The sequence below is a fragment of the Legionella gresilensis genome (assembly GCF_900639865.1).
GTDB lineage: Bacteria > Pseudomonadota > Gammaproteobacteria > Legionellales > Legionellaceae > Legionella_C > Legionella_C gresilensis.
Genome location: NZ_CAAAHX010000006.1, coordinates 226,901 through 250,585, shown reverse-complemented (window position 1 = coordinate 250,585; position 23,685 = coordinate 226,901). Strand labels below are relative to the sequence as shown.

Sequence of the window (23,685 nt, the reverse complement as noted above, 5' to 3'; positions counted from 1 at the left end):
CTAAATGAACTTTCAATATTGATGGGTTCCCAGTTAACTGAAATATCTCTCATACAGACTTTGTATCTCTTTAACCTTTTCTGAAACTTGATAAACAAAATACTGTAAACTGGATTGGTATTAATTACTCTTTACTCAGATAGGTTCGCTTACTGATTACACTTATTACAGCTAGCAAGGGCGTAGCTAAAGCCAAGCCTAGTGCCCCAACTAATAAAGACATACTAAGTTGCATAAAAACAATTAAGGCCGGGGGGAGTGCAATTGACTTCTGTTGGATAAGGGGCGAAACAAGATAACTTTCAATGGCTTGAATCACTAAGTATAAAATAGCAACGTAGAGAGCAAATATTGGGCTTTTAAGTAGTGCGAGTAGAATAGCTGGTACAGCTGAAATAATAGGGCCAATATTAGGAATAAAAGAAAGAAGCGCCGCTAAAAGGGCAAGAGTAATAGCAAGAGGTATATCTAAAAGCCAAAGACCTGCCCAAGTTAATAAACCAATAATGAGCATGGAGACCGCTTTACCTGCTAACCAATACTGTAACGTTTCAGTTGCGTCATTTAATATTTCTTTTACTTTCTTTTGTCTTTGTCGCGGAAATAAGTTTACTAGCCCATTGATATAAATCTTTGGCTGATATGCTAGCGCAATGCCAAAAAATAAGATAACAAAAATATTTCCAATAAAGCCGAATGTGCTTGTAAAAATACTGCCTAATTTAGAAGGAATATTATCCGTTTTTGCTAAAGTGTTTTGTAAACTTATTTCTTGTAAAGAATTTGTATCACTGGTTACATTAATCAATGAAAAAAATTCATTTCTAAGCTTATTCCAGGCATCGGGTAAATCAGTATAGAGTTGTGATATTTGTTTACTAACAGATGGAGCAACAATGAAGCTAATACCGGCTAATAATAAAATTAGAGCAATTAAAACTAAGGTTACTGCGATAGAGTTAGGCAAACTAATATATTTGTTAATAAAATGAGTTAACGATCTAATAATGATAGCTAATAAAATTCCAGCAAAAGCTAAAAGAAAAACATCAATGATATACCAAGCAATTAATACTAAGATAATTGTAGCTAGTAACAGGTAAAGATGAGGAACAATCTTAGTGCTTATTTCATTAGTTGGCATATGCTTCCTTAGGTTGTTCATTGAATTACCTGTCCTTGGTAAAACTAACCTAATCATTATAGAGATAATTAACAATAAAGTTCTAGTTACGTGAAATATGTTTCGTTGTTTTTATATGTTTAGTATATAAAACTTTGTTAATGGGCAAAGCCTAACTTTTTGATGAAGTTAGCAATGGCATAGGTAAATATCAGTTTTATTTTGAAGCTTATCAATCTGATGCCTGAGAATGAAATATGACGGAATGTGGAGAAGCGTTTGTTTAGTGACTCACGAGTTCTATTAACATAAGCAAGTTGGTCCTGAGCCACTAGATATCTGCTATTAACTTAATAATCTATTACCTATCAAATAAATTGTTAAAATGAGTCCAACTAAAAAAACAATTAAAGTTAAAGTGAAATCAAGGATAATAGTATTTCTAAATTGATTGGCTCTGATTAGTTTTCGTATTTTTACATACTTAAAAAAGGCAAGTAAACTCATCAAAGCGCCTATTGCAACAAGAACTATACCTAAAAGAGCTGAATAACCTGAGAAGTATAATGATAGATCAGGCTTAGGCACCACAGACGAATGCATTAAGAAGCTCTTAATCTGTTTAAGAAAAAGCGAGAATTTTTATACAAATCCAAACACCATTATTCCAATACTTGTTCTTATCCAAGCGAGAAACGTTCTCTCATTCGCCATGTGATCACGAATATTATTCATGTCATGGCTCGGTTGATCATTTATAGGGTCTAGCATGATTGTTATAACTCAATTTAAATAGATAAAGCGATTTAATTGCTTAAATTTACATAAAGTTATTGGCTCTACACCATTTGCGGGGGCACTTTAATCAGCTTAGTCTAAACTAACCCCTTGATTTAGCGATCAAAAAGGAGATTAAAGTGCCTAAGTTTAATGTTATCTTAAATTTACCGGGATTTACAGTACAAAAAGTAAGCGGTTATCAGCCCTTACTACTGGATGTGAAATATAGTCGATTGCCTCGTTGTGGACATTGTGCTAGCAAATCGGTACGTAAGAAAGCTTCTTATGAGCGTTTAGTTCATCATGAGCTGATTGGTCATAGGCGAAGTATACTACCATTTAGAGCCTATAAGCTTTATTGCAAGAATTGTGGTCGCTACGGTAATCAGCAGTTTCCTGGCATTAATAAACATCAACGGTCGACGTGGCGTTTGCAAGCCGCGGTTTTCCATGAACATACCCGTGGTGTTTCACAAAAAGAGCTTGCAAACCACTACAAGAAAGGGAAAGCCACCATTGAGCGCTGGTATCACAAGCATTATCAGAAGCAACATCAAGAGCGTAGTAATCAGGCTTGTCCCCGTATTTTAGGGATTGATGAGCATTTCTTTAATCGCAAACAAGGGTTTGCAACAACCCTGTGTATCTTCGCCATCACAAAATCTTTGATATTGCTAAAGGGCGTAAGGCAAGTGAGTTACAAGTTTACCTGAACACACTTCAACAAAAAGAACGCGTTAGAGTCGTTTGCATGGACTTAAGTACCACCTATCGCGCTATCGTTAAAACCTACTTCCCTAACGCTTTAATTATCGCTGATCGCTTTCATGTTATACGCCTAATCAAGCATTAATGTATGATGACTTATCGGGAATTAACCAACAACCTCAAATACAATCGAGGACTATTAAATCTACTACGGTCCCGACCCGACAAGCTCTCTGCTCAAGCCTTAGCTAAGCGTGATGGCTTCTTAAACGATAATCCCGCTATCAACGCCATTTATCAGTTCCAGCAACAACTTCATGACCTCTTAATGCATAAAATGCTCGATAAACATCGCTGTCGCGAGCTCATTCCTATCCTCCTTGACAAGATTAAACAACTCAAAAATAGTCCTTTTAAAGCCTTAGCAACGCTTGGGAAAACCTTGTTTGCTTGGAAAGAGGAAATAGCGCGTATGTGGCGATTTACCAAATCAAACGGTATCACTGAGGGCTTTCATCGTAAGATGAAATTGATTCAACGAAGAGCTTATGGTTTTAGAAATTTTGAAAATTACAGAACCCGTGTTAAGGTCCTCTGCGGTTGATTAAAGTTACCCCCATAAATGGGAAAGACCCCAACTTACTGATTTAAAAAGATATTTACTGGTCGGGACGGAAGGATTTGAACCTTCGACCACTAGCACCCCATGCTAGTACGCTACCAGGCTGCGCTACGCCCCGACTCGGTTGTGAAGAATAGCTTGTTTTTTTAGGAATAACAAGCTGTTGTTTAGAAAATATCAATATAGCTAAAGCTGAAAATGCTTACTAAATTCAAAATCCGTAAGTTGCAAATTATTGCCACTACAAGTTGGACTCGCCCACTTATCAGCGCAAGGTTTGTCTCGTGCAATTGACCACATTGCTAGCATACCTAGTTCCTTTTCTTTAGCAAATTGCGCTAACCTATCGGCATTTTGAAGTGTAAATTGCTCAACATTAACATCATTTACCCCTATCATGGGCGTAACTTCAATTAAATGCCAAACATCGGCATCAGATTGTGACGGATAAAGGGTCTGTAAATAATCATGCAAGGCGGTAGCTGCTTGAATTGCATACTCTCCCATATCCCCTGAATAAGCTGGCCCATAATCCATAGCCATAATATTGACATGAAAGTTGATACCTGAGTTTTTTGCTGCTTCAACGATTGATTTACCTGTTGAAGTAAGACCTTCTGGCATAACAGGTAATGTAAAAATTAATTGAATCTTAGGATTTTGTTGGTGAAATACCTGTAAAGCTTGCATTAAATTAGGTACATTTGCTGTGCCATTTTCAATATCAAAATCTAGTGCCTTAGCTTTATAAATATTAACTGTATCATTAAATAAGGTTATAAGCTGATCTTTACTACAATTTAAAGAAATATCATTACCACTTGCTCCACCAAAAGATACAACTACAGCGATATTGTTTTCAGCCAATTTATCGGTTAGATGTTTGCCCCACTGATTAGCAACACTATAAGTTGCTTGCCCGCCCCAAGCAGGTTGGCAGGTACCACTATCAGTAATAAATGCTAGACGATAAGCTTTAATACCTTGATTTAAAGCAATAGTGGTTAAATCCATCGGCTCCATATCTTGATATTGAGAATCCCAATGGGTATTAATTGTTATATCAGCATAGGGGCTAAAGGTGAAGGGAACACCATCTGCTGCAAAACTAGGTGCTTGGATAATAAAAAAAGTGCTTAAAGCAATAATTAATTTCTTCATAATATAAGGACTAATATTGAATAGAGCGACAATTATAGATCAGACAAATTAAAAAATTAACAATTTAACAGAATCATTACCACTAAAAGTATTTTTTTTGCGCAGAAAAGATAAAAACGGGTAAGATTTTTGATTTAAAACATTAATGATTGGTTCTATCTTATCTTCTAGAGAGGCTAAATAGTCTGACAAATTTACGGTAGTTCAACTTAGTTGTTAGCAAATTAGGCTTACATTAATAAACTAGCCTATTTAGTTACTTAATTTTTGCATCATTATGATTTTAGTCTTCATTAATTAAATGCTATCAGTTATTTCAATGAACCTCTGTTGCCCATCGAAATAACTAATTGATTTAAAGTTTTAACAAAAAACGATTCATTTTAAAATTTAGCTAATTAAACGCATTAATTCCTGTTATATGGCGACCCAATACTAGAGTATGGACGTTGTCGGTACCTTCATAAGTAAAGACTGATTCTAAATTTAACATGTGGCGAATCACATGATATTCTAAACTAATTCCGTTACCGCCTAAAAGATTACGACATTTACGGGCGATATTTAACGCTTCACGGCAGCCATTTCGTTTGGCTAAAGATACCATGACAGGTGTTTCACGCCCTTGGTCTTTTAATTTTCCAACCTGTAAGTTCAAACACTGAGCTTTAATGATTTCGCTATACATTTGCGCTAATTCAGCTTGTATTAATTGGAAAGAGGCAAGTGGCTTATTAAATTGTTTGCGTTCTAATAAATAATCTCTTGTGATATCAAAGCAAGCCATAGCAGCACCTATTGCTCCCCAAGCAATACCATAACGCGCTTGACTTAAGCAACTTAATGCGGCACCTAAGCCTTTTTCAGTTCCAGCTAAAAGATTTTCGTCTGGTACAAAAACATCTTCAAAAACAAGCTCACCTGTTATAGACGCTCTTAAAGACATTTTGTTTTTAATTTCAGGTCGACTAAATCCTTTAAAATCTTTCTCCACAATAAAACCACGAATACCTTCATCAGTTTTAGCCCAAACAATAGCAATATCAGCAATAGGTGCGTTAGTAATCCACATTTTAGCACCGTTTAGCTGCCAACCACCCGATACTTTTTTAGCATAAGTGCGCATACTTCCTGGATCTGATCCCGAATCAGGTTCAGTTAGACCAAAACAGCCAATAATTTCACCAGCAGCCATCGCAGGTAGGAACCGCTGTTTCTGTTCCTCACTACCATAACGAAAAATAGGATACATACATAAAGAACTTTGTACAGATACAAAGCTACGCAAGCCACTATCACCGCGCTCTAGTTCCTGACAGACTAAACCATAAGCAATATAGGAAGCACCTGCGCCACCATACTCTACAGGCAAGGTTAAACCTAGCAGTCCTAAATCAGCCGATTTTTGAATAAGTTCTTTAGGGAACTCACCATGCTCAAAAGCTTCTGCCATTAAAGGTACGACATCATTATTAACAAAGCGGGTTACGCTTTCTCTAATTAATCGCTCATCATCTTGTAATTGCTCATCAAGAAACAACAGATCGTCCACGCTTTTTCTCCCCGTTAATAGAGTGTAATGCTAATAATGCCGCAATAATAGAATCACGGCTTGGTAATAAGTATTGCCAAGCGTTGCCTAATGGAATAAAGCAATCCTCACCTGTTATACGCTTTATTTTTAAATTGGGCGCTGCCTGTTCAAGTAAGAGTGTTATTAATCCTTCGCTTACAGATGCGCTACGTCTTCCCTCATCAACAATAAGAATCCTTTTAGCATTCTTCACTTCTCGTAAAATGGTTTCCACAGGTAAGGGGCTTAACCAACGCAAATCAACTATTTTGACTGCAATATTGTGCTCCTCTTTTAAAATCTTTGTTGCCTGTAGAGATAAATAAAACCCATTCGCATAGGTAAGAATAACTGTCTCGCCTTCACCTGCAACGCCAACCTCACCGAGCTCAATTGTCTGGTTTGGAGCAGGATATTCAAACAACCAACCATTATCACCAGGCGTGTGTAAATCCTTTGTCATATATAAAGCAATAGGTTCTAAAAAGACAACCACCCGCCCCTCTTCATGCGCTAAGCGTAAACAAGTACGCAACAGTTTTGCCGCATCAGGCCCATTAGATGGGCAAGCAACGATAACACCTGGCAAATCTCTTAGTACAGCAATTGAATTATCATTATGAAAATGACCGCCAAAACCTTTTTGGTAAGCAAGTGAAGCAATACGAATAACCATAGGGTTTTGGTATTGTCCTGAAGAGAAGAAAGATAAAGTCGCCGCTTCTCCACGTAATTGATCTTCTGCATTATGTAAATAAGCTAAAAATTGAATTTCAGGAACAGGCAAAAAACCGTTATGCGCAAGCCCAATAGCACTACCTAAAATTGTTGTTTCATCAAGAAGAGTATCAAAAACACGGCGTTGACCGAAGCGTTTTTGTAAATCCGCTGTAACACGATAAACACCACCTTTTCTCCCAACATCCTCTCCAAAAATAAGCATGTTTGGATACTGCAACATTAAATCTGTTAAGGCAAAGTTAATATGTTGCGATAAATTACGCTTAATTGCTAATTGGTTATAAGAACTACCAAATATTTCTTTACGTCGCTCTTCTGCTGGCGGTAGATACACACTGTTATTATGAGCCTTAGGAATGATTGATCTCATAATCTCATCAGCACTATTTAATTTGGGTAACCGTACTACCTTTAACGCTTTTGCTTCAATTAAAGAACGATTAGTTTGATAAAGCTCAATCATTGACTCAAGCTCCATAAAGCCTTCCTCGTAGAGCATTCTAGCAGTATGTAGCAAGGGATCATTCGCCTCTGTTGCATCAATTTGAGCTTGCTGTAAATATTGCGACTCAATATCAGAGCCAGCATGTCCTAATAATCTTACACATTTAAGATGCAAAAATACGGGCTGTTTTTTTAGGCGAGCTAGGTTTTGTGCTTGCATTGATTTGAGATAAACATCGGCAATATTTAAACCATCACACGCTATATAGTGTAAGCCTGATCGATTTTTGATTGAAGATTCAATCCAAGCTGTGGGTGTTGGGACAGAAATACCTATACCATTGTCCTCACAAATAAAGACAAGCGGTAGAGGATAATTTTGCGCTGCAAGCCAAGAACACGCATTAAATGTAGTCTGCGCTGCGGCATGATTCGTCGAGGCGTCACCAAAAGAACATAAAATGACGGAATCAGCTGCAAGTTTACTATCAATCCTCAACTCTTTTGCACGAGTAATTGATACTGCAGCGCCTAGCGCTTTTGGTAAATGGGAAGCAATGGTTGATGTTTGTGGAGGAATAGTTAACGCTACGCTACCAAATACTTTATGGCGCCCACCAGAAATAGGATCATTAGCTGAAGCAACGAGAGATAATAAAATATCACTAACGCCATCACAGCTTGCTACTTGCTTGGCGCGTTGAAGATAAAAAGCGCCACTTCGATAGTGCAAAAATGCCATATCTGTATGACGAAATGTATAAGCGACAGCGGCATTTCCTTCATGACCGCTGCTACCTATTGTATAAAATGATAAACCTTTCTCCTTAAGTTCTCTTGCAATAATATCAAGCAGGCGTGACTTAATTTGTGAATCGAAGAGATCAATAGCAACTTTTTTATCTAGTCTTGTTGACAGCAGCGTAGTATTACTTCGAGGGCTAGGGAAATTAGCTTCTTTAACACGTTTAATAAATTGCTCATCAACTACACTTGCTCTATCTAACATATTTACACCCTGTAGTTTAATTTTTCCAAAATATATTTGCTTTACTTATCTTATAAAATACACTTTTTAAGCCAAAGTTAATTTTGAAAAAATCAATCCTTTATATCTTTATCCTGAAAACTAGCTATAACAGTGTCACAATTTCAAACTTAATTAGTTATTGATGTTAAGTGGGTGTCAGTATAGTTAAAGGTGTTTACTCGTGACAAGTAAATTTAATATTTGTTATTAAGCGCTTCGTTAATTGGCATGTTTTAAGCAGTTCACCTACAATTTAAACAAAGGATTATTAAGGATTATTTATGAAATGGATAACATTATTGCCAATAATACTATTAACTGCCTGTGGCTATTATAATTCTGAAATAGTTGATTATAGAGAAGTCGTAGTAACACCTCCGCCTTATGAATCTGTAACGTATGTGGATGAAGTACCGCTTAATGTCACAACTACAGAAATTAGCTATTATTAGCTTTAATAAGTCTCAGGCTTAGCATCTTATATTAACTAATAGGCAAAATTGTCAAAATTTTTAGCACTAAATGTATGACTGTTTTGTCTATTTTTCTTTGCCATATAATGTAAAAAAACTTAATTACCGTGTTGACTTAGATGTCATTTATGTTAAGTTAATTATTAACACTTATTGTTGTCTCGAAATGTCAATTAAAATTTGACAATAGGTGTCTATTAATTAATTTAATTTAAGGAGAACAGTATGACTGGAACAACACAAGGTGGTAAAAAAGCAGCAGCAAGCCGTGGACATGAATCTCTAAGTGCAGCAGGAAAAAAAGGCGGAGAGCAGCGGCAAACATCGAAAACACGCGGCCTCAGTAGCTCAAGTCAAGCTAGCAAGAAAAGTGAGGGCCGCAGTAGAAAAGATATTAATTCAGAATAGACAAATTCAATTAGCTTTAAAAAGCCCTTCCATAGCGGTGGAAGGGTTTTCATTTTATACTTCAATCGCTGTGTTTACAATAGGTGTAAATTTCAAAATGTTATTCAACTTATTAATATGTAAAGCTGGCTTATTTAATAAAATATGAAAGCCTATTAATACTTTAGCTCGATTAAATTTTAAAATACTGTCTAAGAAAAACACTTATTGCTTTTAATACTGCTCGCTTATCATGATTTATGGGTGAATGCCCTGCATAAGGTAATTTGATATCAGTAAAGTCCGATAGAAATGCTTTAACTTGCCTCACTTCATGATCCTCAACTAAACTGCCAATCTTTGGATTACCTCGAATAATTAAAAGAGGACATTTTATTTTAGGAAATAATTCATCAATACTATATTGATGAAACGTCGCTTCAAAATCATTAATCATAGCATGTAACATATCGGGGTCACATTGGGCTAGGCTCTCAGGGATATGTATATTATTAAATGCAGGGATATTTAAAAGACGGCTAACTTTAAGCCATTGAATTAAATGATTAGCAAATTCACCCTGCTCTGTTATAAGCCTTTTTAAGGCAGCTGTTGTTAGTGGCGCATCAAGCATAATTAATGCCCGTACAAGTTTAGGATAATGGGCAGCAGTCATTAAGCCAATCATTCCGCCTAACGAGTGTCCTAGGATAATCGTAGGCTCTTTAATATATTCTTTTATAAAACAATGTGTATCTAATAAATAATCTTGTAATTTATAAGCGCCAGGTACATGTTTAGACTTACCATGGCCACGAAAATCAATCGCTAAAACATGTAAGTAATGTACGAGCTCCTCAATGATGGGCTTAAAAACTTGCCAATTTTTGGTGGCACCATGAAGTAGTAAAATAGGTAAACCCTGCTTTGGCCCTTCCATCACATTAAGCTCAATATCTTTATACCGAAATCGCTGTTCTTTCATTAAAATTCCTACATAATCTCTTTATTCAATATAGTAGAAAGCTTAGATAAAGTTAATTTTTAAAATTAAAATAAAAAATTTGTCATTAAATCAATGATAGAATAGCTTTTTCAGGTGAGCTTAATTTTTTTAAAACTAATCAAACTATTGACAGAGCCGGTCTAGTTTACATAACATGCCTAGGCTGTAAATTAAATGCTCACAGCTTCATGTATGGAAGTAAATATAAGGAGTTTTTGTAATGAAGTTTTCAAAATTAGTTTTAGCTCTTCCCCTGTTAGTCTCTCAATCTGTATTTGCCTTAACCGCTGACAAGCCAGATGCCTGTCCTAGTATTAAAGCCCTTTCTGCTGTAGGCGTCAGCAATGCTGAGTTTGTAGAAGACGGCAACTTATGGGTAACTTACCGTCCAAGCAATAGCTTTGAAACAGCGGATAAATGGACTTTGGTTGTTCTACCAATTGAAGCTAAAAATGCTTCTGAAGCTGTTAGTAAGGCAAATAAATCACTACCAAACCTAGCTTTATTTGAAGGCCCAAGTGAAGAGGATGGTATGTGGGGCTGCATATACACAAATAATGATTATTCTTTAATGGCTATTGCCGTAACGCCTCCTTTATTTGGTAACTGGAAAGCGTTAGCTCATAAATTTAATGTAAAAATTACTCATTAAATTATCAATAAATACCTGCTTTAAATAATTGCTTAAGCTAGCAATTGAAGTAGGTATTTAATTTCTCAAGTGTTTAACCCTATACCCTAGTCTTTAACTACTAAAAATAATTTTAGTAAGCATAGTCCTATGGAAGTTAATATAAGGAATATCTGTAATGAAATTTTCAAAATTAGTTTTCGCTCTTCCACTGCTAGTATCTCAATCTGTATTTGCCTTAACCTCTGATAAACCTAACACATGCCCTTCTTTGCAAGCTCTCGCTTCGGTAGGTGTAAGTGATGCTGAGTCTGTCGACGATGGTAATATATGGCTAGCTTATCGTCCAAGCAATAGCTTTGAAACCACAAATAAATGGACTTTAGCAGTTGCACCTATAGAAGCTAAAAGTGCCTCTGAGGCAATCAAAAAAGCGAATAAATCAATACCAAGCTTAGCTTTACTAGAAGGCCCTGTAGAAGAAGACGGTATGTGGGGTTGCTTATATGCCAATAGTGATAACTCTTTCATGGCTATCGCTGTAACGCCTCCTTTATTTGGTAACTGGAAAGCGTTAGCTCATAAGTTTAATGTAAAAATTACTCATTAAAATTATAAATAGATATCTGCTAAGTTAGTAACTTAAGCAGGTATCTATTTTCTCGGATAGTTGATCAATACTTAGTGTCTTAAGTGTTAGACTGGTTTTAAGAAGCATAATTAAAAAATCTTAGAAGGGGTGTTGTAATGAATTTTCAGAAACTAGCGATTGTCCTACTTCTTTTAATTTCTCAGTTAGTATTTGCCCTTCCGTCAAACCAACCTGCTACTTGCCCGGATCCGAAAACCCTTGCAGCTGTTGGCGTTAATGAGACATTTCATTCTAATGATGATGCCTGGGTTACTTATCGCGCAAGCCATAGCTTCGGAACTGCTAATAAATGGACTCTCATGGTTCTTATCCAAGCCCGTGATAGCCATATGCAATAAGCAAAACGAACAAAGCACTTTCAAGCATACATTTAATAGGTGGCCCTAAAGAGAATGGAGATAGGTGGGGCTGCGCTTATACCAATGATGATTCTTTAAGGGTGCTTACAGTAACACCACCAGTATATCTTAGTAACTAGAAGACTTCGTTCAGATGTTTAATGTAAAAACTACTTATTAAGATATGTAATTAGATGCCTGGTTGGAATCCTCAATTAATGTATTTCGTAACTCATTAGCTTATTCAAACAGGCAATACTATCCGTTCAACTTGCTGCTTCACGAATTGTCCATATCCGTTGTGTCTTAGGTGGCAATAATGTTGATTCAACCCATAAAAAGAAGTTTTTGCTGTGCATAGCCGGCATTGATTTAGAAGCTAACGCCACTGAGAAAGGATATCTTTTACGGGCTGCTTGTAAAACAGCTAGGACATGACCAATATCAACTTGCTTGTCTTGCAAGATCAATTCATTATTCCGATAAATCACTGTCACAGGCTGCCCTCTAAGAGCTTGTTTTATGACCGTCTCCAGCCGCCGCCATTTTGCTTGTTTTCCTCGTTGCTGCTCTGCTTGAGTTGGGTTTTGCTGAAATTTAAACCTAGTATGTGGCATAAGTACATTAGACCAGGTATTATTGATTGGTTTTTGTTGTAAAAAGTAAGTGCATAAAGCATCTACTAAATAGCGATACTTGCCAGAAATAGCCGGACTTGTACCTCGGCGGGTGTTAACATAAATAGCAAAAGCAAGCGTATGGGCATTTGCTGTATATAAGTATCCTGACAAACTAATTATTCCACGCATGGTTCCGGTTTTAGCACGGACTAAATCCTGTTGATTCGGCTTTTTAAAGCGTTTTTGCAAAGTGCCATCTCGGCCAGAAACAGGTAGGGCGGCTATATATTCATAAGCTAAGGGGAAGCGAGCAAAAAGAAAACGAAGTAAGTTAACTGTTTGATTAGGCGTAAGCAAATCATAACGTGATAAACCAGAACCATCTGTTAAAACAGCCTGTTTTAGAGCAATTCCGGTTTGTTGCTGTAAAAATTGCTTGATAATTGTTTGGGCTTGACTCCAATTAACAGGTGCGCCATTTAATTTATCGGCTGCATGTAAAAATAGACTATCAGCGTATAGGTTATCTGAAGGCTTTAAAGTGTCTGCTAATAACTGTGAAATTGGTTTTGAAATATCGGTAGCAATTAACAAATTACCTACCGGTGCTCTCCCTAATAACACATCGCCTTCAAGGGTAATATTAGCTCGTAATAATTGCTGTCTTAATAAGCCTTGAGCATACATGAGCGGATTACGAATAGCCATTTTCTGTTGAATTGCCCATTGTCCGATACCAATGCAGCCATAAACATTAAGATGATTCTCTTTGTCCATAATAAAGCTCACACCACAATGCCCAGCCTTATCTTTTGTAGTAACTTGGTTATTTACTTTAATACTGCCACTATCGTCATCTACTTCAACTATTGCAGGTAAAGATGGTTTATCAGCAGGATTAACTGTGACAGTCATCCTATTTGCATCTATCATAACAGGCGCCAGTGGAGCGCCATAGCTGTAAGCTAAGTCCTCAGTCATCCAACCAGGCGCATAGGGATCAATGGCTGCATGACTACTATCAATAATGACATTGCCTTGAATTCGATTTATATGCCAATTTTTTAATTCGCTAATTAGCTCTCTTAAGCGTTCTCGGCTAAAAGAAGGATCCCCGGATAAATGCAAATAGAGATTTCCTTTTAATATTCCTTGCTGAACCTGCGCGGAATTAATACTGAGTTTGTTTTTAAAACGGTAATCCGGGCCAAGTACCATTAAAGCAGCAGCATCTGAAAAAAGCTTCATATTACTGGCAGGAATAAAAGAATGAGCTGAATTTCTTTGATATAAAGTAACGCCACTAGTTAAGTCAACTACTTCGATACCCATATTAATGTTAGGATCAATCTGATTAATTAATTTATCAGCACCACTTTGAATACTAGCATATAAAATTGCTGGGCTTAACATTAAAGCCATGTGAGTGAAAATCCTTTTCATTAATTAGATATCCTTATTTAAGAATTACGTTTAGTCATAACGCAAGCCCATTCGCTCCAGAAGGCCGGCTAGTGTATCATTATCAAAAAATTGAAATTGCAGTACTCCTCCAGAATGATGTGTAACAATCTGTACTGGCGCACCTACTTGCTCAGCTAATTGAGTTTCTAAATATTTAACATCTAAATTAGAAGTCGCTTTATCTTTTCCTATTGATTTTTTCAATCCCTTTACATGTTTTTCTAAAGTTCGAACTGACCAATCCTTATTAACAATTAGCCCTGCTAATTCATTTTGTACTAGAGGAGAAAAACCTACAAGTAAGCGCGCATGACCCAAGGTTAGCTTACCAGAAATAATTTTTTCTTGTACATTTTGACATAAAGTCAATAAACGGAGAATATTGGCAATATGACTGCGAGATTTACCAACTAAAATTGCTATCTCATCTTGATGAAAATTAAATTCGTCCCTTAAACGCCGATAACCTCTTGCTTCTTCGATTAAATTTAATTCTTTACGTTGAATGTTTTCAACTAGGGTAATTGCTGCTGCTTGTGCATCAGTATAATCACCAACAAGGCAGGGTAGTTCGGTAAGGTTGGCAAGCATTGCTGCTCGCCAGCGCCTTTCACCAGCAATAATTTCATAGCGGTTAGATACAATCTCACGAACAATTAATGGTTCAATTAAACCTTGGGTTTGAATAGAATTTGCTAATTCTTGTAATGATTGCTCATCAAAATGAAGCCTAGGTTGATAACGTCCCCTTTGCAAATTTTCAATGGGTAGGATTTTGTAAACTGTCGCCATTTAGTGTCCTAAAATAGCTTAATACCTTAAGCTCTATCATAAAAGTACCAACCTAAATAGAAAAGCATATGTGCAAAAATGACCGACAATAATCCGTAATGCCAGAAAATCCAACCAAAAATAATTGCTTGAGTCATATGAAGTAACAACATAACATAAATAAAGCGCTGAGTCGTTAAGCAACCAGCTGCAATAAAAGCAGGTAAATGTCCAAGGGTCACAACTAAGCCACTAATTAGAATAGCAATCCAAATTAACAATGGCTGTTTGTCACCTGTATATAGGAAAGCAAAAAAAGTAATTACATTAATTAAACCCCAACGGACTAGAATCTCTTCAACTACACTGCCATATAAAAGGCAACCATCAATACCAAAAGTTGCGCGTAATGTTTGCATGACAGTAAGCGTTGTCTTATCTAATAGTTTGCTAGCTAAACCATAATAAAGAAAAAGGAAAAAGATGAGTCCCAAGGTAGTTGCAATTAAGACCGGAATAACGTCAATTAAGTCTAAAATCGACTGACCCTGTAAAAGTCCATTTAAAATTGGATCTCCTAGTCCTGTTACTAACGATAAAATACTTCCTGCCGCACTCATTAATAAAACCATAATTAACGTTTGTACAGTAATAATACGTGTGAAGCGACTTTTTAATTCTTTGCTGTTATGGGGTAGAAGTAAATGAATGAGCCGCGGAATAGCAATGTAAACACCAGGTAGCGCTAAGAAAAACAAAAAGAATGTAATTGACCAATTAAATGTCATAATTTCCCTTTTTCAACACACTATAGAAAAAACCATCACTATTGTTTATTCCAGGTAAAAGTTGATAACCATAATCTGTAACAACGCCCCATGGCTGTTTTTCCATAATGTAATGAGCATCTGCCTGATTTCTTATAAAATGAGCAATTTGATCAGTATTTTCTTTCTTTAAAATAGAGCATGTTGCATAAACTAAAATTCCGCCAGGTTTGAGTACATGCCAAATCCGTTGTAGCAAAGCTGCTTGTAATTTTACAACCATTTCAATTTCAGTTGGGGTTCGTAATAATTTAATATCAGGGTGTCTTCTTATTACACCTGTTGCAGAACAAGGCGCATCGAGAAGAACACGGTCAAAGAGTTGTCCGTCCCACCAAGCATCAAGGTCCAGCACATCACCCTGGCGAAGAGTCGCTTTCAACCCTAACCTGCTTAAATTATCTTGTACCCGTTGTAAGCGCTTAGCATCAATATCTAATGCAATACATTCTTTTAAATGTGGCTCGGTTTCTAAAATATGACATGTTTTTCCACCTGGGGCAGCGCATGCGTCTAAAACGCTTAAATTAGGTTTAAGCATTAACAAAGGAGCAGCTAATTGTGCTGCTTCATCTTGCACCGCAACATGGCCTTCTGCAAAACCGGGTAACTCATGTACATCACAAGGGACATCCAGCTCTATTCCAACCGAGGAGTATTTGTGTGCTCTGGCATTAAAACCAGACTGCTTTAAGTGCTCTAAATATGCATCTCGGTTAACTCGCTGCTGATTGACCCTTAGACTCAGGGGTGGATGTGCATCATTATTAGTTAAAATTGTTTGCCAAGCATTCGGCCAATCTTGCTTTACTTGTCTAACAAACCATTCAGGATGACCATACATAAACTTATCTTGCTTTTCTAGGCCAGATAAAATTGTTTCTTTTTCTCGACAGAAACGTCTCAAAACAGCATTAACTAACCCCTTTGCCCAACTTTTCCTTTCTTTATCAAGCATGGCTACTGTTTCTTGCACAACCGCATATTCAGGCTTATTTAGATAATTTAATTGATATAATCCTATCAGTACAGTTAACCACACATCTATTTGCTTAGGCCTTTTTGTAAGTAAATGATCTGCTATCGCTTCAAGGCGATAATAATGGCGGCAGACGCCATAACAAATAGCTTTAGTTAATGAAGATTGCTCTATATCATTTTGTAATAATTGTGTCAGAGACACTTTATTTTTTAATAATTTTAATAAAACATGTAAAGCGTTTAATCGCAAGTTATTCATTGAAGAACCTGACCAATTTCAAGTTGAAGGCGAGCAGAGTTGAGCCAATCGGCTACAGATAAAATTTTACCGCCAGCAAACTGTAATCGCTGAATACGTATTAATTGATCACCCGTAGCGACTAAAATTCCTTTTTTATCAATATTAATAATTGTTCCCGGACTTTGAGTAGTAGTCATAAATTCAATTTCAGCTTGATGAATACGTACAACATCAGAGCCTGTACCAGCATAAGCAATAGGCCAAGGGTTATAAGCTCTTATTTGTCTATCAATGACTGCTGCTGTTTGGTTCCAGTTAATTAACGCATCTTGTTTATTAATTTTTCCGGCATAGCTCGCTAAAGAGTTGTCTTGTGGTATAGGCAGGCTATCACCCTCCGATAAAGCATTAAGGGTTTCCAGTAAAGGCGCTACAGCTAATTGAGCTAACTCGTCGTGTAAAGAGCCAGCCGTTTCCGTCGATTTTAGTCGATAAGTCACTTTATTAAGCATATCACCCGTATCCATACCAACATCCATTTGCATGATTGTTACTCCGGAACACTCATCACCATGTAAAATAGCATGCTGAATAGGAGAGGCACCACGCCAGCGTGGTAATAAAGAAGCATGCACATTCACACAGCCTAATCGCGGTATAGACAAAATACGTCTTGGCAAAATTAAGCCGTAAGCAATAACAACTAATAGATCAAGGTTTAGCGCAGCTAATTTCTCAACTTCTTCTATGTCGCGAAAATTTATTGGTTGATAGACAGGTAATTGATGTTTTAAAGCCCAACTTTTTACTGCCGAGGGTTGCAGTTTTCGACCTCGCCCTGCTGGCCTATCAGGCTGAGTATAAATAGCCAAAAGCTCATGTTTAGAGTTAAATAAGGCTTCCAAGCAAGGTAGACCAAACTCAGGTGTGCCAGCAAAAGCTATTTTTAAACTTGTCATTATTTACTACGTGCCTGCAAGTGACGTTTAAATTTATCTAATTTTCTTCTTGCCATAGCACGCTTTAAAGGAGAAAGAAGATCAACAAAAAGTTTGCCATTTAAATGATCAATTTCATGCTGAAAGCACTCACCTAAAACACCTTCGCCACTCATTTCATAAAATTCACCAAAGCGGTCTTGAGCACGAATAGTAACTTTTTGAGCCCTTTTAACCGTATCATAAGCACCGGGGACTGATAAGCAGCCTTCTTGATACTCAGCAACGCCCTCTGACGCAATAATCTCAGGATTTGCTAAAACCAATTGTTCTTTTTTGTCACCAATAATATCGATAACAGATAAACGTAAACTGACACCAATTTGGGGCGCAGCAAGACCTACACCATCAGCAGCGTACATGGTTTCAAACATATCTTCGATTAACTCATGAAGCCGCTCATCAAACTTTTCTACGGGTTTTGCCACTTGTCTTAAACAAGCATCGGGTAAATAAAGGATTTTCCTAATAGCCATATGGATCTATGTTAATAATAAGAATGCGTGGTATTATCGCCAATACATTTAGTTGCTGCAAGATAATTAGGCTTTAAAACACTTAAAGTTAAAGCCATAGACTTTTCAGGGCAAAAAAATTATTTATGAAGTGCAGCAATATACTTAAGTAACGTCTTAATGTTATTCTTCATAAAAGCCCTTAGATGTAAGAAGCAAATATTAAATAAAATTAACACTTCAAACTAAAATGCCAAAGTGTTAAGCCTCGGAACCTCTTGCTTCAAGGATTGATGAATGCGAAATGTGCTGATTATAGTTTGTTTATTATTATCTTTTTGCGCTGAAGCACTTTCCCTTCGTGCTGATTATCCTAAACGCTATATTGTTAAACCTGGTGATACATTATGGAGTATTGCCAATTGCTACCTGCACCGTCCGTGGGAGTGGAAAGAATTATGGTATGCAAATCCTCAAATTAAAAATCCAGATCGCCTTTATGCTGGAGCAATACTTGAACTACGATTTTTTAAAAAAAATCCTTATATTCGTGTTTTATCTAATGGAACTATTAAACTATCACCTTACGTTCGTCCTTATATTTTAGGCGAGCCCATTTTGCCTATTCCACTTGCAGAGATTAATCCCTTTTTAAATGACTCTTTAATTATGGATGATAATCGTTTAGCTCAGGCACCCTATGTGGTTGCTTATGTAGGTGAGCACATGTTAGGGGGTCAAGGCGATGAGATTTATGTTAGAAGACTACACCGAGCACCTGAAGCTTGTGATGATACAACTATTGCTTATGCTATTTACCGACCTAATTGCCCTTACAAAGATCCAAGTACAAAAAAGATATTAGGTTACAAAGCCACCTTAGTTGGCTATGGGCAACTAGTAAAGGGTGGTGAGCCAGCAACAGTATCAATTACTGAAGTTACAGAAGGTGTCCGCATAGGAGATCGGGTTTTGTTTAATGACTTTCCTGCCTTTAATCCTAATTTCCTACCTAAAACACCTGCTTACCCTTTACGAGGCGTCATTATTGATGTTTTACCTAGATATACACAAGGTGCTGTAGGATTAGTAGCTGTCATTAATAGAGGTCAGGATGCAGGCCTTGAATCTGGTGATGTATTAGGAATTTATTCGCCTGCTCACTTAATTCGTGATCCTAAAGATTGTTATACCCCTTTAAAATGCTCTAAATCAGTACTTTTACCGCGCGAGCGGTTAGGCGAAGCAATGATTTTTCGGGTATTCACTCAAACTAGTTTTGCTTTAGTAGTACGCTCAATACGAGCAATTCATTTAGGAGATATTGTTACAAACCCATGAATAACAAACATTATTTAATTGCGCTTAATCATATTCCTAGTATTGGACCTCGTACTATAAAAAAATTTTTAACGCGTTGGCCACAACTTGCAGATATGTTTGCTTTATCTCAAAATCAATTAGAAACAGTAGGTATACCAACTAAATTAGCGAGTGCTATTAAAAGATTCGATTTAGAAAACATTGAGTCAGATTTAAACTGGGAAAAGATGAGCAATCATCATTTAATCACCTGGGAGGATGAGCACTATCCTACTTTGCTAAAACAAATTTATGACGCTCCGCCCGTTTTATATACTATAGGCGATCTAACCTGCTTAAGGCACTTAACTGTAGCCATCGTTGGTACCCGGAAACCATCTGTAACCGGCTCCCGAGCTGCATGGCAATTTGCTTTTGATCTTGCAACAAATGGTATTACTGTCGTTAGTGGCTTAGCTCTAGGAATTGATGCCCAAGCGCATCAAGGATGCCTTGCTGCCCGCGGGAAAACGATTGCAGTATTAGGTACAGGCGTTGACTGCGTCTATCCTAAAAGCCATATAAAACTTGCCCAAGAAATTGCTACTCATGGCTTATTAATTTCTGAATTCCCATTAAAAAGTCAACCAACAGCTAGACATTTCCCTCGTAGAAATCGTATAATAAGCGGCTTATCTTTGGCCACACTGGTCGTAGAAGCTGCAATCAAGAGCGGTTCACTGATTACAGCGCGTTTAGCTTTAGAGCAAAATCGAGAAGTTATGGCGATTCCAGGCTCTATTAATAACCCACAAGCGAGAGGTTGTCACCATTTACTACAACAAGGGGCAAAACTAGTTACATCAATTAATGATATTCTAAGTGAATTAGGCATTAAAAGTGTTTCTTCAGAAAATAAAGAACCCTCAATTAATCTTGCTACAAATCATAAAAACCTAGTAAAGTGCTTAGGTTTTGAAACAGCAACCATAGACCAAATCACGCAACGAAGCGGATTAAGTATTGAAAAAGTCATCTGTGACTTAGCAGAATTAGAATTACAAGGTATTATTAAAGCGGTGCCTGGTGGCTATATAAGGTGTTGAAATGAAAGATAATTTATTAGAACTATTGATGAATTTTTTTGAAAAGAGCTTATCTAAATTAACAAAAACTCAAGCTAATATCCCTGAAGATGACTTAGCAAATGAGGATGATGTTGAAACGGCCGATAATACAGCACTAATTGTAAGAGCCGCACGTGATACATCAATGCGTATTTTTACAGTAAATGAGAAAATTAAATTTACTAAAGCAAGTTATCAATTTTTAACGCGTATGTTGTTGTGGGGTGTAATAGCGCCAGAAACTTTAGAACTCGTGATTAATCAACTCGTTACTTCTGAATCAAGGTTTGTAACCTTAGAAGAGACTAAATGGGCTATTCGCAATTTTTTGGCAGAAAACTTAGATGATTCTCAACTTGCTTTCCTTGATCTTGTGCTATATCAGAAGGAAGATGGATTGTCCTTGCATTAAATTCTATAAGTTATCTTTTAGAACATTAGAAGAATAAAATTAAATTTTAGTCTATAAAATAATCAGTATATAGCAGTATATTTACTCGCAGTTAGGTATGAGTAATATATAGGAATCATAACAAAGGTTAACTATGAGCAAACATTTGGTAATTGTTGAATCGCCTGCCAAGGCTAAAACGATTCAAAAATATCTAGGAAAGGATTATGAAGTATTAGCTTCATACGGCCATGTTCGTGATTTGGCACCTCGCAAAGGCTCAGTAGATCCTGATAAAAATTTTAATATGTCTTACACACCTGTAGAGAAAAATATAAGACATATTGATTCTATTGCTAAAACCTTAAAAAACTCCCAATCTTTATTACTGGCAACGGACCCTGATCGCGAGGGTGAAGCTATTTCTTGGCACATTTTTGAACTTATGCGTGAACGTAATTTATTAAAGGATAAAGAAGTTCATCGAATTTTTTTTAATGAAATTACTAAAGCAGCAATCCAAGAAGCAATTAATAATCCACGCGATATATCAATGGACTTAGTTAATGCACAGCAAGCAAGGCGAGCCCTAGATTATTTAGTCGGTTTTAATCTTTCACCTTTATTGTGGAAAAAAATTAGACGTGGATTGTCTGCAGGTCGAGTTCAAAGCCCAGCTTTACGTTTAATTGTTGAGCGTGAGGAAGAAATTGAAAAATTTGTTCCGCAAGAATATTGGAAAATTTTGGCTAAGTGCCAATATAAGGATTCAAACTTTTTAGCCAAACTCACTCATTATGAAAAACAAAAATTACAACAATTTACTATTCAAGGCGCAGAACAAGCAGAGCAGATTCGCAATAAGCTCTTTCAATTAGCACAAGGCGAGCTATTAGTTACCAATGTTGAGAAAAAACAACGAAAGCGTAAACCAGCATCGCCCTTTATAACATCTACTTTGCAGCAGGAAGCAGCACGTAAATTAGGCTTTACCGCTCGTAAAACAATGATGGTTGCTCAACAGCTTTATGAAGGAATTGATATCGGCACAGGCACCGTTGGTTTAATCTCTTACATGCGTACTGATTCAGTTAATTTATCTCAAGAAGCAATTACAGAGATTAGGGAATATATAGAAAAACGTTATGGCAGTAATAATTGTCCACCAAGCCCGCGTATTTATAAAACAAAATCTAAAAATGCTCAAGAAGCTCACGAAGCAATTCGCCCCACGTCTATTTTACGAACACCTGAAACAGTTGAACAAGCTTTAACGCCTGATCAATATAAATTATATAATTTGATTTGGCGGCGTAGCGTTGCTTGTCAGATGGAAGATGCTTTAATTGATACTGTTGCTGTTGATTTAGCCTGTGGTAGTGAAGAAAATATCTTTCGTGCCAATGGTTCTACCATTGCCTTTCCTGGTTTTCTTTCTGTTTATGAAGAAAGCTTAGATGACATAAACGACGATGAGCAACAAGCTGTTATATTACCTAATTTAAAAATAGGCGAAAAAGTTATATTACAAGATATTGCAGCTAATCAACATTTTACCGAGCCACCACCTCGTTATTCGGAAGCCTCACTTGTCAAAGCATTAGAGGAATATGATATTGGTAGACCTTCGACATATGCCACTATCATTCATACCTTACAGCAACGCGAGTATGTTATCGTAGAAAAGAAACGTTTTGTACCTACTGACGTAGGTCGAATTGTTAATCGCTTTCTTACAGGTCATTTTACACGCTATGTCGACTATCAATTCACCGCTCATCTTGAAGATACGTTAGACGCTATTTCTCGAGGTGAAAAAGAATGGATTCCAGTTTTAAAAGAATTTTGGCAACCCTTTAATCAACAAATTCATGTCATTGACGAAAATATTCAGCGCAAAGATGTCACAACTGAGACGCTAGACGAGACGTGTCCAAAATGTAATAAGCCTTTATCTATTCGACTTGGTAAACGAGGTCGTTTTATTGGTTGTACGGGTTTTCCAGAATGTGATTACACGCAAGCACTCAATAATGAAGGTGAAAAAAATGAACCGGTTGTTGTTGAAGGACGAGTATGCCCAGAATGTTCAAACCCGCTTCATATTAAATCAGGCCGCTATGGACGTTTTATCGGCTGTAGTAACTATCCTGAATGTAAACATATGGAGCCATTAGAAAAACCAGCTGATACGGGCGTTGAATGCCCACAATGTCATTCAGCAAAAATACTTCAGCGTAAATCCCGCAAAGGAAAAATATTCTTTTCATGCGGCAATTATCCGAAATGTAATTATGCCTTATGGAATGAGCCTATTAATAAACCCTGCCCCCAATGCCATTGGCCCTTGCTCACAGTTAAAGAGACCAAACGCAGCGGGCGACAAATTATTTGTCCTAAAGAAGGCTGTAGTTATTCCACATCGGAAACCGCACTTTAAAATAATAAAATTAGTAATTGCTAATAAAGGGATAGTTAAGGGTAGGATGTCATTATGTGATCTATTACTTAAATAGCTCGATTAGCATTTATCATTACTACATGACCACTTTGAAATAAAACCTCATAAATAAAGTCATTAGGTGATGGTTGATAGGTCCATACTTCATAAATATCTGAAGCAATGCCATAAGGCACATTAAATTGATTAATTAAAAGATTAGGATCTGAATAAACATCTTTTGCTAATGGCTCACCACATTTTTTTAGTACTAAGTATTTGCTGTCGCCTTCATAAACTAATGAAGTACCACACCGTAAAGCAAAGGTATAACTACTACTTAATAAAATAACTACCGCAATAATAAATTTCATACTAGCCATAGAATATAAGATAAAA

General features: G+C 36.7%; 23 protein-coding genes, 1 tRNA gene and 1 pseudogene. 10 read left to right on the top strand and 15 right to left on the bottom strand.

Annotated features, from left to right (window positions below; all coding sequences use genetic code 11):
- Positions 1-124: 124 nt before the first annotated feature.
- The 3 genes from E1P04_RS09650 to E1P04_RS09640 all read right to left on the bottom strand — a co-directional run bounded on the left by E1P04_RS09650 (position 125) and on the right by E1P04_RS09640 (position 1,894).
- Positions 125-1,144 carry an AI-2E family transporter gene (locus E1P04_RS09650; protein ID WP_165482728.1) on the bottom strand — a complete coding sequence of 340 codons (1,020 nt, stop codon included), beginning with the start codon at positions 1,142-1,144 and terminating at the stop codon, positions 125-127.
- A gap of 324 nt (positions 1,145-1,468) precedes the next feature.
- The gene (locus tag E1P04_RS09645; RefSeq protein ID WP_131782697.1) at positions 1,469-1,726 is read right to left on the bottom strand and encodes a YidH family protein; all 258 of its coding nucleotides are present in this window, start codon (positions 1,724-1,726) and stop codon (positions 1,469-1,471) included.
- A 39-nt stretch (positions 1,727-1,765) separates the two neighbouring features.
- Positions 1,766-1,894, bottom strand: coding sequence for a YidH family protein (locus E1P04_RS09640; protein ID WP_131782696.1), 129 nt, complete (start codon positions 1,892-1,894; stop codon positions 1,766-1,768).
- 146 nt (positions 1,895-2,040) lie between these two features.
- Here E1P04_RS09640 and E1P04_RS09635 point away from each other — a divergent pair.
- Positions 2,041-3,215: pseudogene (locus E1P04_RS09635) on the top strand (ISL3 family transposase).
- 59 nt (positions 3,216-3,274) lie between these two features.
- On the opposite strand, the gene E1P04_RS09630 reads toward E1P04_RS09635, so the two are convergent.
- The 4 genes from E1P04_RS09630 to E1P04_RS09615 form a co-directional block, all read right to left on the bottom strand.
- Positions 3,275-3,351 (bottom strand) — tRNA-Pro (locus E1P04_RS09630).
- Positions 3,352-3,419: 68 nt separating this feature from the next.
- Positions 3,420-4,394, bottom strand: coding sequence for a chitinase (locus tag E1P04_RS09625; RefSeq protein ID WP_131782695.1), 975 nt, complete (start codon positions 4,392-4,394; stop codon positions 3,420-3,422).
- Between the two features lie 394 nt (positions 4,395-4,788).
- Positions 4,789-5,946: an acyl-CoA dehydrogenase family protein gene (locus E1P04_RS09620; protein WP_131782694.1), complete on the bottom strand. Its 1,158-nt coding sequence runs from the start codon at positions 5,944-5,946 to the stop codon at positions 4,789-4,791.
- The gene (locus tag E1P04_RS09615) at positions 5,924-8,161 is read right to left on the bottom strand and encodes a thiamine pyrophosphate-dependent enzyme (protein ID WP_131782693.1); all 2,238 of its coding nucleotides are present in this window, start codon (positions 8,159-8,161) and stop codon (positions 5,924-5,926) included. The genes E1P04_RS09620 and E1P04_RS09615 overlap by 23 nt, the downstream gene beginning before the upstream one ends.
- 302 nt (positions 8,162-8,463) lie before the next feature.
- Here E1P04_RS09615 and E1P04_RS17645 point away from each other — a divergent pair, with 302 nt between their 5' ends.
- Both E1P04_RS17645 and E1P04_RS09610 read left to right on the top strand, forming a co-directional pair.
- The gene (locus E1P04_RS17645; RefSeq protein ID WP_165482727.1) at positions 8,464-8,634 is read left to right on the top strand and encodes a hypothetical protein; all 171 of its coding nucleotides are present in this window, start codon (positions 8,464-8,466) and stop codon (positions 8,632-8,634) included.
- 246 nt (positions 8,635-8,880) lie between these two features.
- Positions 8,881-9,063, top strand: coding sequence for a hypothetical protein (locus E1P04_RS09610; protein WP_131782692.1), 183 nt, complete (start codon positions 8,881-8,883; stop codon positions 9,061-9,063).
- Positions 9,064-9,235: 172 nt separating this feature from the next.
- Here the strand turns inward: E1P04_RS09610 and E1P04_RS09605 are convergent, their stop codons facing one another.
- On the bottom strand, positions 9,236-10,027 hold the full coding sequence (locus tag E1P04_RS09605; RefSeq protein ID WP_131782691.1) for an alpha/beta fold hydrolase: 792 nt from the start codon (positions 10,025-10,027) through the stop codon (positions 9,236-9,238).
- 241 nt (positions 10,028-10,268) lie between these two features.
- On the opposite strand from E1P04_RS09605, the gene E1P04_RS09600 reads away from it, so the two are divergent.
- From E1P04_RS09600 to E1P04_RS09590, 3 genes are all read left to right on the top strand, one after another.
- Positions 10,269-10,700, top strand: coding sequence for a DUF4949 domain-containing protein (locus tag E1P04_RS09600; RefSeq protein WP_131782690.1), 432 nt, complete (start codon positions 10,269-10,271; stop codon positions 10,698-10,700).
- Positions 10,701-10,857: 157 nt separating this feature from the next.
- On the top strand, positions 10,858-11,289 hold the full coding sequence (locus E1P04_RS09595) for a DUF4949 domain-containing protein (RefSeq protein ID WP_131782689.1): 432 nt from the start codon (positions 10,858-10,860) through the stop codon (positions 11,287-11,289).
- 137 nt (positions 11,290-11,426) lie between these two features.
- The gene (locus E1P04_RS09590) at positions 11,427-11,669 is read left to right on the top strand and encodes a hypothetical protein (protein WP_131782688.1); all 243 of its coding nucleotides are present in this window, start codon (positions 11,427-11,429) and stop codon (positions 11,667-11,669) included.
- 266 nt (positions 11,670-11,935) lie between these two features.
- Here the strand turns inward: E1P04_RS09590 and dacB are convergent, their stop codons facing one another.
- The 6 genes from dacB to def are packed head-to-tail and all read right to left on the bottom strand — an operon-like array spanning position 11,936 to position 18,047.
- Positions 11,936-13,732, bottom strand: coding sequence for a D-alanyl-D-alanine carboxypeptidase/D-alanyl-D-alanine endopeptidase (dacB, locus tag E1P04_RS09585; RefSeq protein WP_131782687.1), 1,797 nt, complete (start codon positions 13,730-13,732; stop codon positions 11,936-11,938).
- Positions 13,733-13,762: 30 nt separating this feature from the next.
- A complete protein-coding gene (locus E1P04_RS09580) occupies positions 13,763-14,545 on the bottom strand; it encodes a ParB/RepB/Spo0J family partition protein (RefSeq protein ID WP_131782686.1) in 783 nt (260 codons plus the stop codon).
- Positions 14,546-14,571: 26 nt separating this feature from the next.
- Positions 14,572-15,312, bottom strand: a complete 741-nt coding sequence (locus E1P04_RS09575) for a CPBP family glutamic-type intramembrane protease (protein ID WP_131782685.1) — start codon at positions 15,310-15,312, stop codon at positions 14,572-14,574.
- Entirely contained in the window at positions 15,302-16,591 is a 1,290-nt protein-coding gene (rsmB, locus tag E1P04_RS09570; RefSeq protein ID WP_131782684.1) for a 16S rRNA (cytosine(967)-C(5))-methyltransferase RsmB, read from the bottom strand. Before rsmB ends, E1P04_RS09575 begins: the two co-directional genes overlap by 11 nt.
- Positions 16,588-17,532, bottom strand: coding sequence for a methionyl-tRNA formyltransferase (fmt, locus tag E1P04_RS09565; RefSeq protein ID WP_131782683.1), 945 nt, complete (start codon positions 17,530-17,532; stop codon positions 16,588-16,590). The genes rsmB and fmt overlap by 4 nt, the downstream gene beginning before the upstream one ends.
- Positions 17,532-18,047: a peptide deformylase gene (def, locus tag E1P04_RS09560; protein WP_131782682.1), complete on the bottom strand. Its 516-nt coding sequence runs from the start codon at positions 18,045-18,047 to the stop codon at positions 17,532-17,534. Before def ends, fmt begins: the two co-directional genes overlap by 1 nt.
- Positions 18,048-18,323: 276 nt before the next feature.
- On the opposite strand from def, the gene E1P04_RS09555 reads away from it, so the two are divergent.
- From E1P04_RS09555 to topA, 4 genes are all read left to right on the top strand, one after another.
- Positions 18,324-19,367: a LysM peptidoglycan-binding domain-containing protein gene (locus E1P04_RS09555; protein ID WP_131782681.1), complete on the top strand. Its 1,044-nt coding sequence runs from the start codon at positions 18,324-18,326 to the stop codon at positions 19,365-19,367.
- On the top strand, positions 19,364-20,434 hold the full coding sequence (dprA, locus tag E1P04_RS09550; protein WP_131782680.1) for a DNA-processing protein DprA: 1,071 nt from the start codon (positions 19,364-19,366) through the stop codon (positions 20,432-20,434). Before E1P04_RS09555 ends, dprA begins: the two co-directional genes overlap by 4 nt.
- Position 20,435: 1 nt before the next feature.
- The gene (locus tag E1P04_RS09545) at positions 20,436-20,867 is read left to right on the top strand and encodes a DUF494 family protein (protein WP_131782679.1); all 432 of its coding nucleotides are present in this window, start codon (positions 20,436-20,438) and stop codon (positions 20,865-20,867) included.
- A gap of 133 nt (positions 20,868-21,000) precedes the next feature.
- Complete coding sequence (topA, locus tag E1P04_RS09540; RefSeq protein ID WP_131782678.1) at positions 21,001-23,286, top strand: type I DNA topoisomerase; 2,286 nt, start codon at positions 21,001-21,003, stop codon at positions 23,284-23,286.
- A gap of 68 nt (positions 23,287-23,354) precedes the next feature.
- Here the strand turns inward: topA and E1P04_RS09535 are convergent, their stop codons facing one another.
- Complete coding sequence (locus tag E1P04_RS09535) at positions 23,355-23,660, bottom strand: DUF2845 domain-containing protein (protein WP_165482726.1); 306 nt, start codon at positions 23,658-23,660, stop codon at positions 23,355-23,357.
- Between the last annotated feature and the right edge of the window lie 25 nt (positions 23,661-23,685).